Here is a 13,630-nt window from a genome sequence, read left to right as displayed (position 1 = left end):
TTGGAAGGGAGAGAAATTCCCGATAAACACCACCGGTTATGTCGATGCGGGCGACGTCATTGAGATGCTCGGCGAGCGCGCCTATGACGATGTGGGTGAATTCGCAGAGGACTGGCCGGATGTTCCTGACGAGGCCCGCCAGGAGCTGAACGCACTTCTGTCCGAATGGATCAGTAAGCACTGCATCGCAACGTTCTATCGAGTGCGCAACGTCGTCGAGTACAAGCTCACCGCAGAGGATTTTGCAGGTCGGGTGGCGCCATGATCGCCACCCTCTGGTTCGCCTACGTCTTCATCTACCGAGGTCCTAGACCATGACAGACCACGAACTGCTGAAACTGTCAGCCAAGGCCATGGGCTTTGATCTGGAGTATCGGCTAGGAAGCGATGCCTTCTACTACGACGATCCGGACTCCGGCCGGGAGCAATGGCAGCCCCTCAGTGATGACACCCAAGCCATGCGTTTAGCGGTAGAACTGCAGCTCAGCATCCTCTGGTTCACCAACCTGCAATACGTGATGGTCGAGCGTCGCGGCTACGGCGAGAATATCGGATGGATCGACGACGCAGATCGGGCTGGCGCTCTCCGCCAGGCACTCACCGTCGTAGCAGCACAAATCGGCAGCACGCTTCCCTAACCCCAATCCCCCTACATGCCTGCCGGTGAGCAGAGTCACGGCAACTGACTATCGATCCATCGTTCGGCCGCCGCCATCGCGTCATCAAGCGCTGCTGGATAGTCTGGCCAAGGGCCGTCCAACTTCGCTGCAACCTCACCCAACCCATTGATGGCTGCTGGTTCAATGATATTTGCGGCAACAGGGCTCTCATCGTTCGGGCGGCGCCAGTCGAACTTGAGAAACATCACGTGGCCCCGGTAAGCGTGCGCTATCGGAGCATCGAAGTTGTGTGACACGTCCATGCCTCATCACGAACTTAATTGAACCTTCTTGTACACGGCTTTCGGCCTATTTGACATCTAGGCAGAAAGCTATCACTCCAATCCCCTATATGCCGCCCAGCGCGGCAAGGACACCCAATGTTCGCAATAAAACTCACCCTGATCCTGTTGGGCGCTTTGCTGTACCTGGTAGGCAGCGGTTGCTGGTTCTTTTGGATCGCCCCGCGCCTTCTGGTCGACGGCGAGACAACCGACATCCTCTACGCCTTCGTCGGCACCTGCGGCTGGCTGCTGACCACCTTCGGTTTCATCATTCACATCATCAAGACAGCGCGGCCCACTGCGGGCGCACGGAGCGATCCATGAGCGGAGTTCAATTCCTATCGCATGAAGAGGTTTGCGAGCTGACCGGCGCTCGGACAAAGGCTGGCCAGATCCTGAACCTCAAAAGAAACGGCATCCGGCACACCATCAAAATGAACGGTTGGCCGAGCGTGACAGCCATGGCAGTTACTGCCGTCGGCATATCCGAGCCAGAGAAACTCGTATGGAAACCACGCAAGGCAAGCTGAAATGGGAAGAAGACCAAGTAAGCCGGGCTCCGTCGCCCGGCTAAGAGAGCGCAAGAAAGCCAGCGGCCGGGTTTTTTACTATTACGACACCGGCGGAAAGGACCGCAAGGAAATACCCCTGGGCAGTGACTACGGCTTGGCCATCATGGCGTACGCAAAACTCGAGCGTGATCGCACTTCAACCGAACTGGTCACCAGGGTTATCACCTTTCGGTACGTGGCAGAAAAGTACCTGGTTGAAGTTGTGCCCACCAAGGGCGCAGCGACTCAGCTCGACAACCAGCGCGAACTGAAAAACTTAATGGCGTTCTTCGATGATCCGCCCGCACCACTTGAGACGATCGAGCCCCTTCATGTTCGCCAGTATCTGACCTGGCGAAAGTCAGCGCCGGTAAGAGCCAATCGAGAAAAAGCCCTGCTCAGCGCGATATGGAACTACGCCAGGGACAAGGGCTATACATCACTTGCGAACCCTTGCGCCGGAATCAAAGGCAACAAGGAGACTGGGCGGGACACCTACGTTGAGGACGAACTGTTCAAGCGAGTTCACGACAAAGCTGACGCTGGGTTGCGTGATGCAATGGACCTCGCCTACTTGACTGGTCAACGAGTCACGGACACACGGTTGATGGACGAAAGAGACGTAAGGGATGGGCAGATCTGGGTCCTTCAGGGGAAAACAAAGGCAAAACGTCGAATCGAGGTCACCGGCGAACTGAAGGTTTTGATTGATCGAATAATGTCCCGAAAGTCAGGGCATAAAGTCCGCTCGACGCGGCTGATCGTTGCAGAGGATGGCACACCGATGACGGTGGCAATGTTGCGTAGGAGATTTGATATAGCGAGGGAAGCTGCTGGGGTGGCTAAGCCTGAGTTTCAAATGCGGGATCTGCGCGCCAAAGCCGGCACGGACAAGGCCGAATCCAGTGGCGATATCATGCAGGCCAAGGATCAACTTGGGCATACCACCGTAGTCATGACTGAGCAGTACATCCGCAACCGGAAAGGCAAGAAAGTCTCACCAACGAAATGAATTGCGGACCAGTTATATTATTGCGGACCGGAAACAAACAAGGGCTTGCATCAGCTTTCACCCGCAAACCCTTGATTCTAGATGGTGCCCGAAGCCGGAATCGAACCGGCACGCCCTTACGAGCGGGGGATTTTAAGTCCCATGCGTCTACCAGTTTCGCCATTCGGGCGGTAGCGCGGTGCAACAGGGTTCGGAATATATAGACCCAAGCGCGTCGACGCAAGGTCAGGCGCCCGCTTTGAAGCATAAAAGCAGGATAAAAAAGCTTGGCAGATCAGTGATCTACACTTCGCCACAGGCCTTTGTGCGTGGCGTTTCCGGACGTCCAGCGTTACGAGGTGCTATTGGCCGGCGCAACGCCAGCTGGTCGCCGTCGCCGGTGGATGTGTCACAGGCCACAAACGGCGCCGATATCCACCGCGACCAGAGTGACTTCGCGCCGAGGTGCCTGCATGATGGCGCGCGTGGCGGCCCCGCGCGCCTATCGCTTGCCTCTCCATCGCGTACTACAGGGATATTCCGCACATGGCCGTTTCGAATAAATGGTTGATGTCTTCGCTTGCGTATTACCTCGATTTTTTCACCGTCCCGGCTTTCGTGATCCTCGCGCTCTGCCTGGCGCCGTTCGTGCCTGGGCTGGCTCTCGTGGGCCTGCTGGCCTGGACGCTGGTGGAATACTCGGCGCACCGCTTCCTGTTCCACTCGTTGTACCGCCGTGAGCACTGGACCCACCACGTGGATGTGCTGGCCTATATCGGTGTGTCGAGCTGGAAAACCAGCTCGACCTTCGCCGCGCTGTTGCTGTTGGCCTGGTACACCGGCCTGGTCTCGGTGTTTATCGGTGCGGTGACCGGCTACTTCTTCTACATCTCGGTGCATTACGTGATGCATCGCCCGCAGCATTGGGCCTACGGTTTAGTGCCAGGGCTGGTGGCCAATCACGACCTGCACCACCGCCAGGGCATCGAGAAAAACTTCGGGGTGTCCTCGCCGTTGTGGGATCACGTGTTCCGCACTTATATCCGCGTCGATCCCGCCCAGCGCTAGAGCACGCCCAACTGCTTCATCAGGGTCAGGTTATCTTCGATATGCCAGTTGGCGGCGATCCTGCCGTTGTCGATCCGGTAGATATCGGTGGCAATAAAATCCACGACCTGGCCACTGCCCTTGCGCTGACCAAAGGTGCCGGTGAAGTGCCCGCGAAAATGCAGGTGCGCCACCGCGCGGTCGCCGGCGATGATCAACTGTTCGATCTCGCAACTCAAATCCGGCACCGCCGCACGGAAGGCGCGCGAGGCCAGCAACGGGCCTTGCGGGCCCTGTTTGCGGCCTTCGGGAGGTGTCTTGTCGACAAAATCATCCGCCAGCGCTTCGCGAGCCAAGCGCTCTTCGCCGGTGTGCCAGAAGGTGTCATAACGGCGCGCGACGGTTTCCATCAGCGCTTGTTGATTCGCCGTAAGGCTCTTATCCATCACCACCACAGTGGGTTTGATCAACTCGGTCGTGGCAGCCGAAGCCGCTCCCGACAGTAGCAAGGCGGCAACCGCAATGGCGCAGTGCGAACGGGCAAAAGGTTTCATTGGTAATGTCCTTGAATGCAGGGGGGCAGCGCCTCAAATCGTCTCGGTTTCCCGAAGACTCAGCGGGCTGTCGAGGGTGTATTGAGCAATCGCGTCCTTGCGCATGAAAGCGACGCCGGGATGGCTGTTGGCGTAGCGCAGGAATTCATCCCACACCTTGACCATTTGCGGCGTGCCGCTGATGCGGTCATGGGCGCTGATCGACATCATGCGGCGCCGGGTGCCGGCCTCTTCGTAGAGTTGATCGAACTCCAGCTTCACCTGCTCCAGGAACTGGGACGGTGAATAGTTGCGGCCCTCGATCAACACGATGTCGTTGTTGCGCAAGGTGTAGGGCACCACCACGAAATCCTTGCCGTTGACCTGCTCGATAAAGGGCTCATCGCGGCTCACGTCATCGATGTGATAGACGTAGCCCAGCTCTTGCAGCAGCGACAGGGTGTTCGGCCCGCGCCTTAGCCAGTTGCAGTTGTAACCGACGACCGGCTGCCCGGTGACCGCCTGCACCATGCTCGCGGCCTGGCGCAGAAAGGTGCGCTCCTCATCGCGGTTCATGGCGAACTGCGAACTCCAGCGCGGGCCGTGCCCCGCCGCCTCGTGGCCACGGGCGACGATCTCGCGGGCCAACTCGGGGTGCCGCTGCACCGCGTCGCCGATCATGTGGCTGGTGACTTTCACGCCGTGCCGGTCCCACAGGTCGAGCATGCGCGGGATGCCCTCGCGATAGCCGTAGGCGAACCAGGTATTGGTGGCCACGTCGGCCGGCACGCTGTCGGGAAAATCCACCTTGGGGAACGGGCTGTCAGTGCCTTTGGGGGGCTGCCCGCCTGCTTCGAACTGCATGGAAATCGACACCACCAGCCGCGTGTCGCCGGGCCAGAACCGTCCGTTGCGCTGGCTGGACATCGCCGCCGCGCTATTGGCCTGGCCCTTCGGCACCGTGGCAGCGCCCGCCGGATTGAGTAGCGACCCCGCCGCCAGCACCGCTGCGCCTGCGCCGGCCTGGGCGAGAAAGGTACGCCGTTGCGTGTTGATCAATGTCATCGCGTTGACTCCGTTGGATAAGCACGGATGCAACCGTAAGATGTTTGGATTATTTTGATAATTGAGCCGCTTTCAAAAACCTTTTTCGGAAACTCCGAACAATGCCGTTGAAAAATCTTGAGCTGTTTTTGCTGATTATCGAGAAAGGTGGGCTGTCGGCGGCCGGGCGCGAACTGGGGTTGTCACCGGCCTCGGTGTCCGAGCGGCTGGTGCAATTGGAGCGTTTCTACGGCGCCAGCCTGCTCAACCGCACTACCCGCGCCATTCACCTGACCGACGAAGGCCGCGTGCTGGCCGAAGGCGCACGGCGCCTGCTGGATCAGGCCGAGGCGTTGCACAGCAGTATTCGCCTGGGCACTCGGACCGTTTCCGGGTTGATCCGCCTCAGTGCGCCGCAGGACCTGGGGCGCCAGCACCTTGAACCGGTCCTCACAGACTTCATGCAGGCGCATCCGCAGGTCAGCATCGACCTGCACCTCAGTGACGGCTACGTCGACCCCGTCGGCCAGGGCATCGACTTTGCCGTGCGCTACGGCGCCCTGGCCGACAGCAGCCTGCATGCCAAACCCCTGGGCGAGAACCGCCGCGTTGTGTGCGCCGCACCCGCTTACCTGGAGCGCCATGGCACGCCGTTGGAGCCGGCAGATCTGGCTGGGCACGAATGCCTGGTGATGCGCTTTGGCATCAACCTGGCGCACGAGTGGACCTTTACCCGGCACGGGCACACCCAGCGCATCCTGGTGCGCGGCCGGCGCGTCGCGAATGACGGTGCGCTGGTGCGCCAGTGGTGCCTGGACGGCCACGGCCTGTGCCTTAAATCCGTGTGGGACGTGCGTGCCGACCTGGACGCCGGACGGCTGGTGGAAGTGTTCCCGGACTACGACCTCGGGCGCACGGCCCTGAACATCGTCTACCCCACCAATCGTGCCCTGCCGCGCCGGGTCAGCCTCTTGATGGAATGCATCGCGGCGCGGCTATCCGCCGACCGCGCCAGGTGAGGGACTGTTCCTTGCACGCCACGCAAAACACTCTTGCCATCAAGGCCATTGATAGCTCCCTAACGAAAGCCCCATGCTAGAGGGCTGAATCCGCGCTTATATCATTCCGAATGATAGTTACCTTCGCTTCATTCGATTCGTGACATACCGCGTCCCCGCGCATGATCCGCCCATCTCAAATACATTGGCGGATGCACCCTATGGAACAGTCACTCAACCCTTTGCGCTTGCCCCTGGCGATTCTGGCCATGGTGGTGATGAGCGCGTGCGGTAAAACCCCGGAACAAGCGGCCGCCATGCCGGCGGCGAAAGTCAGCGTAGCCAAGGTGCTGGAGCAACCGGTCAACGAGTGGGACGAGTTCACCGGACGCCTCGAAGCGCCGGAAACCGTACAGATTCGTCCACGGGTTTCCGGCCAGATTGACCAAGTCGCTTTCACCGAAGGCGCTTTGGTCAAGAAAGGCGACCTGCTGTTCCAGATCGACCCACGCCCATTCCAGGCCGAAGTACGCCGCCTTGAAGCGCAACTGCAACAAACCAAGGCCGCCGCCACCCGCAGCGAAAACGAAGCCCAGCGCGGCGAGCGTCTGCGCCAGAGCAATGCGATCTCCGCCGAACTGGCCGACTCGCGTACCACCGCCGCCCAGGAAGCCCGCGCCGCCGTCGCCGGGATCCAGGCGCAGTTGGACCTGGCCAAACTGAACCTGAGTTTTACCCGTGTGACCTCGCCGATCAGCGGCCGCGTCAGCCGTGCCGAAATCACCGCCGGCAACCTGGTCACCGCCGACGTCACCGCGCTGACCAGCGTGGTTTCCACCGACAAGGTCTACGCCTACTTCGACGCCGACGAACGCGTGTACCTCAAGTACACCGAACTGGCACGCCAGGGCCGTCGCGGTGCCACGACCCCGGTGTACCTGGGCCTGTCGAATGAAACCGGCAACCCGCACCTGGGCCAGATGAATTTCATCGACAACCAGGTCAACCCCGCCACCGGCACCATCCGTGGGCGCGCCGTGTTCGACAACAGCAAGGGCGAATACACCCCCGGCCTGTATGCACGCCTGAAGCTGGTGGGCAGCGGTACCTACTCCGCCGTGCTGATCAACGACGAAGCGGTCGGCACCGACCTGGGCAAAAAATTCGTGCTGGTGATGGAAGGCGACAAGCCGGCTTATCGCGCGGTTGAGCTGGGGCCGAAGATCGAAGGTTTGCGCATCGTGCGCAACGGCCTGAGTAAGGACGACACCATTATCGTCAAAGGCCTGCAACGCGTGCGCCCAGGTGCACCGGTCACCCCGGAAACCATTCCGATGGCCAGCAAGGAAACCCTCGCCGCCTTGGCCCAACAACGACAAGCGCTGGAAGCCAGCAACCTTGAGCAAGTGGCGCGGGAAAAAACCGCGCCCAAGCTCGCCAGTGTTGCGACTCCACGCGGTTAAGGGATACGACTCAAGATGAATTTTTCCAAGTTCTTCATTTCGCGGCCGATCTTCGCAGCGGTGCTGTCGCTGCTGATCCTGATCGCCGGTGCGATCTCGCTGTTCCAATTGCCGATCAGCGAATACCCGGAAGTGGTGCCGCCTACCGTGGTGGTACGCGCCAACTTCCCCGGCGCCAACCCCAAGGTCATCGGTGAAACCGTGGCCGCACCGCTGGAGCAGGCGATCACCGGAGTCGAGAACATGCTGTACATGTCCTCGCAGTCGACCGCCGACGGCAAGCTGACCCTGACCATCACCTTCGCCCTGGGCACCGACCTGGACAACGCGCAGGTGCAGGTGCAGAACCGAGTGACGCGGACCCAGCCCAAGCTGCCGGAAGAAGTGACACGCATCGGTATCACCGTGGACAAGGCCTCCCCTGACCTGACCATGGTGGTGCACTTGACCTCCCCGGATCAGCGCTACGACATGCTGTACCTGTCCAACTACGCGATCCTCAATATCAAGGACGAGTTGGCGCGCCTGGGGGGTGTCGGCGACGTGCAGTTGTTCGGCATGGGCGACTACTCCCTGCGCGTGTGGCTCGATCCGAACAAGACCGCCTCACGCAACCTGACCGCTACCGATGTGGTCACCGCGATACGCGAGCAGAACCGCCAGGTAGCCGCCGGTGCCCTGGGCGCCCAGCCCGCGCCGTCTGACACCAGCTTCCAGTTGTCGGTCAATACCCAAGGGCGTCTGGTCAGCGAAGAGGAGTTCGAGAACATCGTGATTCGCGCCGGCGCCAACGGTGAGATCACACGTCTCAAGGACATCGCCCGGGTCGAACTGGGGTCCAGCCAATACGCGCTGCGCTCGCTGATCGATAACCAGCCGGCGGTGGCGATTCCGATCTTCCAGCGTCCCGGCTCCAACGCCATCGACATCTCCAACGATGTGCGCAGCAAGATGGCCGAGCTGAAAAAGAGCTTCCCGGCGGGCATGGATTACCGCATCGCGTATGACCCGACGATCTTCGTTCGCGGCTCCATCGAAGCGGTGGTGCACACGCTGTTCGAAGCCCTGATTCTCGTGGTGCTGGTGGTGATTCTGTTCCTGCAGACCTGGCGCGCCTCGATCATTCCGTTGGTAGCGGTACCGGTATCGTTGATCGGTACGTTTGCGGTGATGCACCTGTTCGGCTTCTCGCTCAATGCGCTGTCGCTGTTCGGGCTGGTCTTGGCCATCGGCATCGTGGTGGACGACGCCATCGTGGTGGTGGAGAACGTCGAACGTAATATCGAGCTGGGCCTGGAGCCGTTCCCGGCCACTGCGAAAGCCATGAGCGAGGTGACCGGGCCGATCATCGCCACGGCGCTGGTGCTGTGTGCGGTGTTCATTCCGGCCGCCTTTATCAGCGGCTTGACCGGGCAGTTCTACAAGCAGTTCGCCTTGACCATTGCGATCTCGACGGTGATCTCGGCCTTCAACTCGCTGACCCTGTCCCCTGCCCTGGCCGCCGTGTTGCTGCGCGCTCACGATGCACCCAAGGACCGCTTCTCGAAGTTCCTCGACAAGCTGTTCGGCGGTTGGTTGTTCCGCCCGTTCAACCGCTTTTTTGAAAGAGCCAGCCATGGCTACGTCGGCACTGTGCGCCGAGTGATTCGCGGCAGTGGCATTGCCCTGTTCGTGTACGCCGGCCTGATGGTGCTGACCTTCTTCGGCTTCGCCCACACCCCGACCGGTTTCGTCCCGGCCCAGGACAAGCAATACCTGGTAGCCTTCGCGCAACTGCCGGACGCCGCGAGCCTGGACCGTACCGAAAGCGTGATGAAGCGCATGTCGGAGATCGCCCTGAAACAGCCCGGCGTGGAAGCCGCGATCGCCTTCCCGGGCCTGTCTATCAACGGCTTCACCAACAGCCCGAACAGCGGCATCGTGTTCGTGACCTTGAAGCCCTTCGATGAGCGCAAAGACCCGAGCATGTCCGCCGGCGCGATTGCCGGGGCACTGAATGGCCAGTACAGCAACATTGAAGAAGCCTACATGGCCATCTTCCCGCCGCCGCCGGTACAGGGGCTGGGCACTATCGGCGGGTTCCGCCTGCAGATCGAAGACCGTGGCAACCTGGGCTATGACGAGCTGTACAAAGAAGTGCAGAACGTTATCGCCAAGAGCCGCGGCGTGCCGGAGTTGTTCGGCCTGTTCACCAGCTACACGGTCAATGTGCCCCAGGTCGATGCGGCCATCGACCGCGAAAAGGCCAAGACCCACGGCGTGGCGATCAGCGACATCTTCGACACTCTGCAGGTCTACCTGGGTTCGTTGTACGCCAACGACTTCAACCGCTTCGGGCGCACCTACCAGGTCAACGTGCAGGCCGAACAACAGTTCCGCCAGGACGCCGACCAGATCGGCCAGCTGAAAGTGCGCAACAACAAAGGCGAGATGATCCCGCTGGCGACCTTTATCAAGGTCAGCGACACCTCGGGCCCGGACCGCGTGATGCACTACAACGGCTTTATCACCGCAGAAATCAACGGCAACGCCGCACCGGGCTACAGCTCGGGCCAGGCCCAGGCCGCGATTGAAAAACTGTTGAAGGATGAACTGCCCAACGGCATGACCTACGAGTGGACCGACCTGACCTACCAGCAGATCCTCTCTGGCAATACCGCGCTGTTCGTGTTCCCGCTCTGCGTGCTGCTGGCGTTCCTGGTACTGGCCGCCCAATACGAGAGCTGGAGCCTGCCGCTGGCGGTGATCCTGATCGTACCGATGACGCTGCTGTCGGCTATCACCGGGGTGATCATCTCGGGCAGCGACAACAACATCTTTACCCAGATCGGCCTGATCGTACTGGTGGGCCTGGCGTGCAAGAACGCGATTCTGATCGTGGAGTTCGCCAAGGACAAACAGCAGGAAGGCCTCGACCCATTGGCCGCGGTATTGGAAGCCTGCCGCCTGCGTCTGCGGCCGATCCTGATGACCTCGTTCGCGTTCATCATGGGTGTGGTGCCTTTGGTACTGTCCAGCGGTGCCGGTGCCGAGATGCGTCATGCCATGGGCGTGGCGGTGTTCTCGGGGATGATCGGTGTGACCTTCTTCGGGCTGTTGCTGACCCCGGTGTTCTACGTCCTGATCCGTCGCTATGTGGAGCGCAGCGAAGCGCGCAAAGCAGCCAAGGCCTTGAAGCTGGAGACACAGCAATGAGTGTGAAAGTATTCCTGCCGAGCCTGCTGGTACTGGCGCTCGCCGCCTGCGCCGTAGGCCCGGACTATAAAACCCAGACCCCGGAGGCGGCGAACATCGCCGCCGCCGCGGACGCCAAGCAATATGACCACGCCAGGTTCGAAGGCATCTGGTGGCAACAGTTCGACGACCCGACCCTCAACCAGTTGGTGACTCAATCGTTGCAGGGCAACCGTGACCTGCGTGTCGCCTTCGCCCGTCTGCGGGCAGCCCGGGCGATTCGCGACGATGCCAGCAATGACGCGATGCCGACCATTACCAGCCGCGCCAGCAGTGACTTGGGCAAGGGGCAGATTCCCGGCCAGACCACCCGGCGCGTCAACAGCGAACGTTACGATCTGGGCCTGGACATGGCCTGGGAACTGGACCTGTTCGGGCGTATCCAGCGCAACCTGGAAGCCAGCGAGGCCGACCAACAGGCGGCCGAGGCGGACCTGTACCAACTGCAAGTCAGCATGATTGCCGAGCTGGTGGACGCCTACGGCCAACTGCGTGGCGCGCAACTGCGTGAGCGCATCGCCCTGGACAACCTGAAGAACCAGCAGGAATCGCGCACCATCACCGTCAGCCTGCGGGATGCCGGTGTGGGGGATCAGCTCGACGTGGAACGAGCCGACGCACGCCTGGCTTCGGTGGAAGCCAGCGTGCCGCAACTGCAGGCCGAACAGGTGCGCGAGCGTAATCGCATCGCCACCCTCCTCGGCCAGCGCCCGGACAAGCTGACCGTGGATCTGAGCCCGAAAGACCTGCCGGCGATTGCCAAAGCCTTGCCGATCGGAGATCCCGGCCAACTGCTGCAGCGCCGCCCGGACATCCTCAGCGCCGAACGCAAACTGGCCGCCGCCACCGCGCGCATCGGCGTGGCCAAGGCAGACCTGTTCCCACGGGTCAGCTTAAGTGGCTTCCTTGGCTTTACCGCCGGGCGCGGCTCGCAGATCGGTTCGTCCGCCGCCAACGCCTGGGCCCTGGGCCCGAGCATTACCTGGGCCGCGTTCGACCTGGGCAGCGTGCGCGCGCGCCTGCGCGGTGCCGACGCCGAAGCCGACGGCGCCCTGGCCACTTATGAACAGCAAGTATTGCTGGCATTGGAAGAGTCCGAAAACGCCTTCAGCGACTACGGCAAGCGTCAGCAACGCCTGGTCTCGCTGATCCGCCAAAGCGAATCCAGCCGAGCCGCCGCCGACCTCGCCGCCATCCGCTACCGCGAAGGCACGGTGGACTTCCTGGTGCTGCTCGATGCCCAGCGTGAGCGTTTGGCCGCCGAAGACGCCCAGGCCCAGGCCGAAGTGGATCTGTATCGCGGGATAGTGGCGATCTACAAAGCGCTGGGGGGTGGCTGGCAGCCGGATACGGTGGTCGCTACCGCCAAGTGATGTAAAGAGCTCCTTTGGTTGGTCGCATCCAGCCAGTTTTTAGCCCCATGGTCCATTCGGTCATGGGGCTTTTTTTGCGCTGATAGTCATGAATAACACTTTTTTATTGGTAATCGCATCTGTCAGACACTTCCCAAATTTTCCAACAGCCTAAATATCGTTTATGCGAAGTCGATAACGGGACGTAACCTTTATCCAATAAGGAGACGGATATGGACATGAGAGTGACGATACCTAATGTACGTTCCATGCAGACGAATGCGATCGTAATCAAGAACCCGGACAAGGTGACGAACGCGTTCACTATCACTGATGAATCGAAAGCCGTTGATGAACTGAGAATGTGGCGGCAAGACGAGTTAGCGGATTTAAAGGACTTTTTGAAGAAGTATGATATGACGTCTATCAGTACGGATGAGCTTAAGAAGGTTGGCAGACGATTGTTCGAGAGCAACATAATCGATGAGCAGGCTTTCTTTATCTTCATATCAGGAGATGGTGCGTCAGATGCCAACGGCAGACAAACGAATACACATGTAAAGTTCAATGCAATTGCCCTGTTTGACGAAAAATTGGAGGATTACCTCGCTTTTGTGAAAAGCAACCCAGACGTAGGGCGCTCGCAGGGAATCCCGGAGTATATACAAGGTATGATCGACGCGAATCGCGCGATTAATGCTCTCGCGTATTTCGCAAACTCGCCGAAAAATGATTTATCCGTGGAAGAACACGCCTGACTAAGGCCAAGCAGCAATATTGCGGTGTGCCAGGGCCCTGACACACCGCAATAATTGTTGCCTAACGCCCGTACCTTACAGTTCCTGAAAAGACCTTCGTGACGGCATCAGAATTGTGCACCCTGATCCTATAAGTACCGAGAGGGCCCAGCCAAGATACACGGGATGAAAGAGGGTTCGCCGCAACTTTCGTCCAAGTTGAACCCACTTCCCGCTCAATAGAAATCTGAGGGGGTCTACCCACACCGCCAGCTGAAATCATGGCTTCAATATTCGCAGCGGAGCACCCATTACTGCCCGTTATAGTGAACGGCCCGTGTACGGTCGCCTCAACATCCGGCCCTACTATGCCGCTAAAACTCTCGGAAATATTCAGGCACAGTGCAGACGCCTGAACCGACACCAGCATCAACGCCGCAAAAGGTAACGCAATGAAATTTTTCATAAGTTCACTGTCAGAGTATTGATTGGAGACTTAACGTATGAAGGCAATCACGCCACGCTTTCAATCCTCCGCAGCAAACCTTCGCAGTTAAGTGAGCGATCCTTTACAGATCCAGCGTGTGGCTTGCTTAACCCGACGCCCAAGTAGGATCACGGTTAAAACCATGCACGATTTTTCACTGCGCGTATGCCAGCCGCGTCCTAAAAACATTAAGGAAGGTTCTGTAATACTCAGGAGAAAGATGTTGTGAGTTAATTCCTAGTCCCTGGCC

General features: G+C 59.8%; 14 protein-coding genes and 1 tRNA gene. 11 read left to right on the top strand and 4 right to left on the bottom strand.

The features are described from left to right. Positions 1–64: 64 nt before the first annotated feature. Positions 65–265, top strand: a complete 201-nt coding sequence (locus G7025_RS26640; RefSeq protein WP_219855314.1) for a hypothetical protein — start codon at positions 65–67, stop codon at positions 263–265. A gap of 49 nt (positions 266–314) precedes the next feature. Then, a complete protein-coding gene (locus G7025_RS13655; RefSeq protein ID WP_181079721.1) occupies positions 315–638 on the top strand; it encodes a hypothetical protein in 324 nt (107 codons plus the stop codon). Positions 639–673: 35 nt separating this feature from the next. On the opposite strand, the gene G7025_RS13650 is transcribed toward G7025_RS13655, so the two are convergent. Further along, a complete protein-coding gene (locus G7025_RS13650; protein WP_258197681.1) occupies positions 674–865 on the bottom strand; it encodes a hypothetical protein in 192 nt (63 codons plus the stop codon). A 174-nt stretch (positions 866–1,039) separates the two neighbouring features. On the opposite strand from G7025_RS13650, the gene G7025_RS13645 reads away from it, so the two are divergent. From G7025_RS13645 to G7025_RS13635, 3 genes are read left to right on the top strand one after another with little or no spacing between them, the layout of a single operon-like run. Continuing rightward, a complete protein-coding gene (locus G7025_RS13645) occupies positions 1,040–1,267 on the top strand; it encodes a hypothetical protein (RefSeq protein ID WP_181079719.1) in 228 nt (75 codons plus the stop codon). After that, complete coding sequence (locus G7025_RS13640) at positions 1,264–1,473, top strand: DUF4224 domain-containing protein (protein ID WP_181079718.1); 210 nt, start codon at positions 1,264–1,266, stop codon at positions 1,471–1,473. Before G7025_RS13645 ends, G7025_RS13640 begins: the two co-directional genes overlap by 4 nt. Before the next feature lies 1 nt (position 1,474). Then, the gene (locus G7025_RS13635) at positions 1,475–2,506 is read left to right on the top strand and encodes a site-specific integrase (protein ID WP_181079717.1); all 1,032 of its coding nucleotides are present in this window, start codon (positions 1,475–1,477) and stop codon (positions 2,504–2,506) included. An 82-nt stretch (positions 2,507–2,588) separates the two neighbouring features. Here G7025_RS13635 and G7025_RS13630 read toward each other — a convergent pair. Continuing rightward, a tRNA-Leu gene (locus tag G7025_RS13630) sits at positions 2,589–2,675 on the bottom strand. A 356-nt stretch (positions 2,676–3,031) separates the two neighbouring features. Here G7025_RS13630 and G7025_RS13625 point away from each other — a divergent pair. Next, complete coding sequence (locus G7025_RS13625; RefSeq protein WP_181079716.1) at positions 3,032–3,553, top strand: sterol desaturase family protein; 522 nt, start codon at positions 3,032–3,034, stop codon at positions 3,551–3,553. Here the strand turns inward: G7025_RS13625 and G7025_RS13620 are convergent. Both G7025_RS13620 and G7025_RS13615 read right to left on the bottom strand, forming a co-directional pair. Next, complete coding sequence (locus G7025_RS13620; protein WP_181079715.1) at positions 3,550–4,086, bottom strand: ester cyclase; 537 nt, start codon at positions 4,084–4,086, stop codon at positions 3,550–3,552. The two genes, G7025_RS13625 and G7025_RS13620, sit on opposite strands and share 4 nt — an antisense overlap. 33 nt (positions 4,087–4,119) lie before the next feature. After that, positions 4,120–5,130: a polysaccharide deacetylase family protein gene (locus G7025_RS13615; RefSeq protein WP_181079714.1), complete on the bottom strand. Its 1,011-nt coding sequence runs from the start codon at positions 5,128–5,130 to the stop codon at positions 4,120–4,122. Positions 5,131–5,231: 101 nt separating this feature from the next. On the opposite strand from G7025_RS13615, the gene G7025_RS13610 reads away from it, so the two are divergent. The 5 genes from G7025_RS13610 (at position 5,232) to G7025_RS13590 (ending at position 12,914) form a co-directional block, all read left to right on the top strand. Beyond that, a complete protein-coding gene (locus G7025_RS13610) occupies positions 5,232–6,128 on the top strand; it encodes a LysR family transcriptional regulator (RefSeq protein WP_181079713.1) in 897 nt (298 codons plus the stop codon). A 200-nt stretch (positions 6,129–6,328) separates the two neighbouring features. Beyond that, the gene (mexE, locus tag G7025_RS13605) at positions 6,329–7,570 is read left to right on the top strand and encodes a multidrug efflux RND transporter periplasmic adaptor subunit MexE (RefSeq protein WP_181079712.1); all 1,242 of its coding nucleotides are present in this window, start codon (positions 6,329–6,331) and stop codon (positions 7,568–7,570) included. Between the two features lie 15 nt (positions 7,571–7,585). Beyond that, a complete protein-coding gene (locus G7025_RS13600) occupies positions 7,586–10,765 on the top strand; it encodes an efflux RND transporter permease subunit (protein WP_181079711.1) in 3,180 nt (1,059 codons plus the stop codon). Continuing rightward, positions 10,762–12,177 carry an efflux transporter outer membrane subunit gene (locus G7025_RS13595; RefSeq protein ID WP_181079710.1) on the top strand — a complete coding sequence of 472 codons (1,416 nt, stop codon included), beginning with the start codon at positions 10,762–10,764 and terminating at the stop codon, positions 12,175–12,177. The genes G7025_RS13600 and G7025_RS13595 overlap by 4 nt, the downstream gene beginning before the upstream one ends. A 212-nt stretch (positions 12,178–12,389) precedes the next feature. Next, the gene (locus G7025_RS13590) at positions 12,390–12,914 is read left to right on the top strand and encodes a hypothetical protein (protein WP_181079709.1); all 525 of its coding nucleotides are present in this window, start codon (positions 12,390–12,392) and stop codon (positions 12,912–12,914) included. The last annotated feature ends 716 nt before the right edge of the window (positions 12,915–13,630 follow it).

It is taken from the genome of Pseudomonas lurida, assembly GCF_013522705.1.
Taxonomy (GTDB): Bacteria; Pseudomonadota; Gammaproteobacteria; order Pseudomonadales; family Pseudomonadaceae; genus Aquipseudomonas; species Aquipseudomonas quebecensis.
The sequence above is the reverse complement of the archived record's forward strand: the minus strand, read 5'-3'. Positions and strand labels throughout refer to the sequence as shown.

Excerpts from the sequence above, each read along its gene's own strand:
- G7025_RS26640 (WP_219855314.1), top strand. The coding sequence starts at position 65 with ATGCTCGGCGAGCGCGCCTATGACGATGTGGGTGAATTCGCAGAGGAC.
- G7025_RS13655 (WP_181079721.1), top strand. The coding sequence starts at position 315 with ATGACAGACCACGAACTGCTGAAACTGTCAGCCAAGGCCATGGGCTTT.
- G7025_RS13650 (WP_258197681.1), bottom strand. The coding sequence starts at position 865 with ATGTTTCTCAAGTTCGACTGGCGCCGCCCGAACGATGAGAGCCCTGTT.
- G7025_RS13645 (WP_181079719.1), top strand. The coding sequence starts at position 1,040 with ATGTTCGCAATAAAACTCACCCTGATCCTGTTGGGCGCTTTGCTGTAC.
- G7025_RS13640 (WP_181079718.1), top strand. The coding sequence starts at position 1,264 with ATGAGCGGAGTTCAATTCCTATCGCATGAAGAGGTTTGCGAGCTGACC.
- G7025_RS13635 (WP_181079717.1), top strand. The coding sequence starts at position 1,475 with ATGGGAAGAAGACCAAGTAAGCCGGGCTCCGTCGCCCGGCTAAGAGAG.
- G7025_RS13625 (WP_181079716.1), top strand. The coding sequence starts at position 3,032 with ATGGCCGTTTCGAATAAATGGTTGATGTCTTCGCTTGCGTATTACCTC.
- G7025_RS13620 (WP_181079715.1), bottom strand. The coding sequence starts at position 4,086 with ATGAAACCTTTTGCCCGTTCGCACTGCGCCATTGCGGTTGCCGCCTTG.
- G7025_RS13615 (WP_181079714.1), bottom strand. The coding sequence starts at position 5,130 with ATGACATTGATCAACACGCAACGGCGTACCTTTCTCGCCCAGGCCGGC.
- G7025_RS13610 (WP_181079713.1), top strand. The coding sequence starts at position 5,232 with ATGCCGTTGAAAAATCTTGAGCTGTTTTTGCTGATTATCGAGAAAGGT.
- mexE (WP_181079712.1), top strand. The coding sequence starts at position 6,329 with ATGGAACAGTCACTCAACCCTTTGCGCTTGCCCCTGGCGATTCTGGCC.
- G7025_RS13600 (WP_181079711.1), top strand. The coding sequence starts at position 7,586 with ATGAATTTTTCCAAGTTCTTCATTTCGCGGCCGATCTTCGCAGCGGTG.
- G7025_RS13595 (WP_181079710.1), top strand. The coding sequence starts at position 10,762 with ATGAGTGTGAAAGTATTCCTGCCGAGCCTGCTGGTACTGGCGCTCGCC.
- G7025_RS13590 (WP_181079709.1), top strand. The coding sequence starts at position 12,390 with ATGGACATGAGAGTGACGATACCTAATGTACGTTCCATGCAGACGAAT.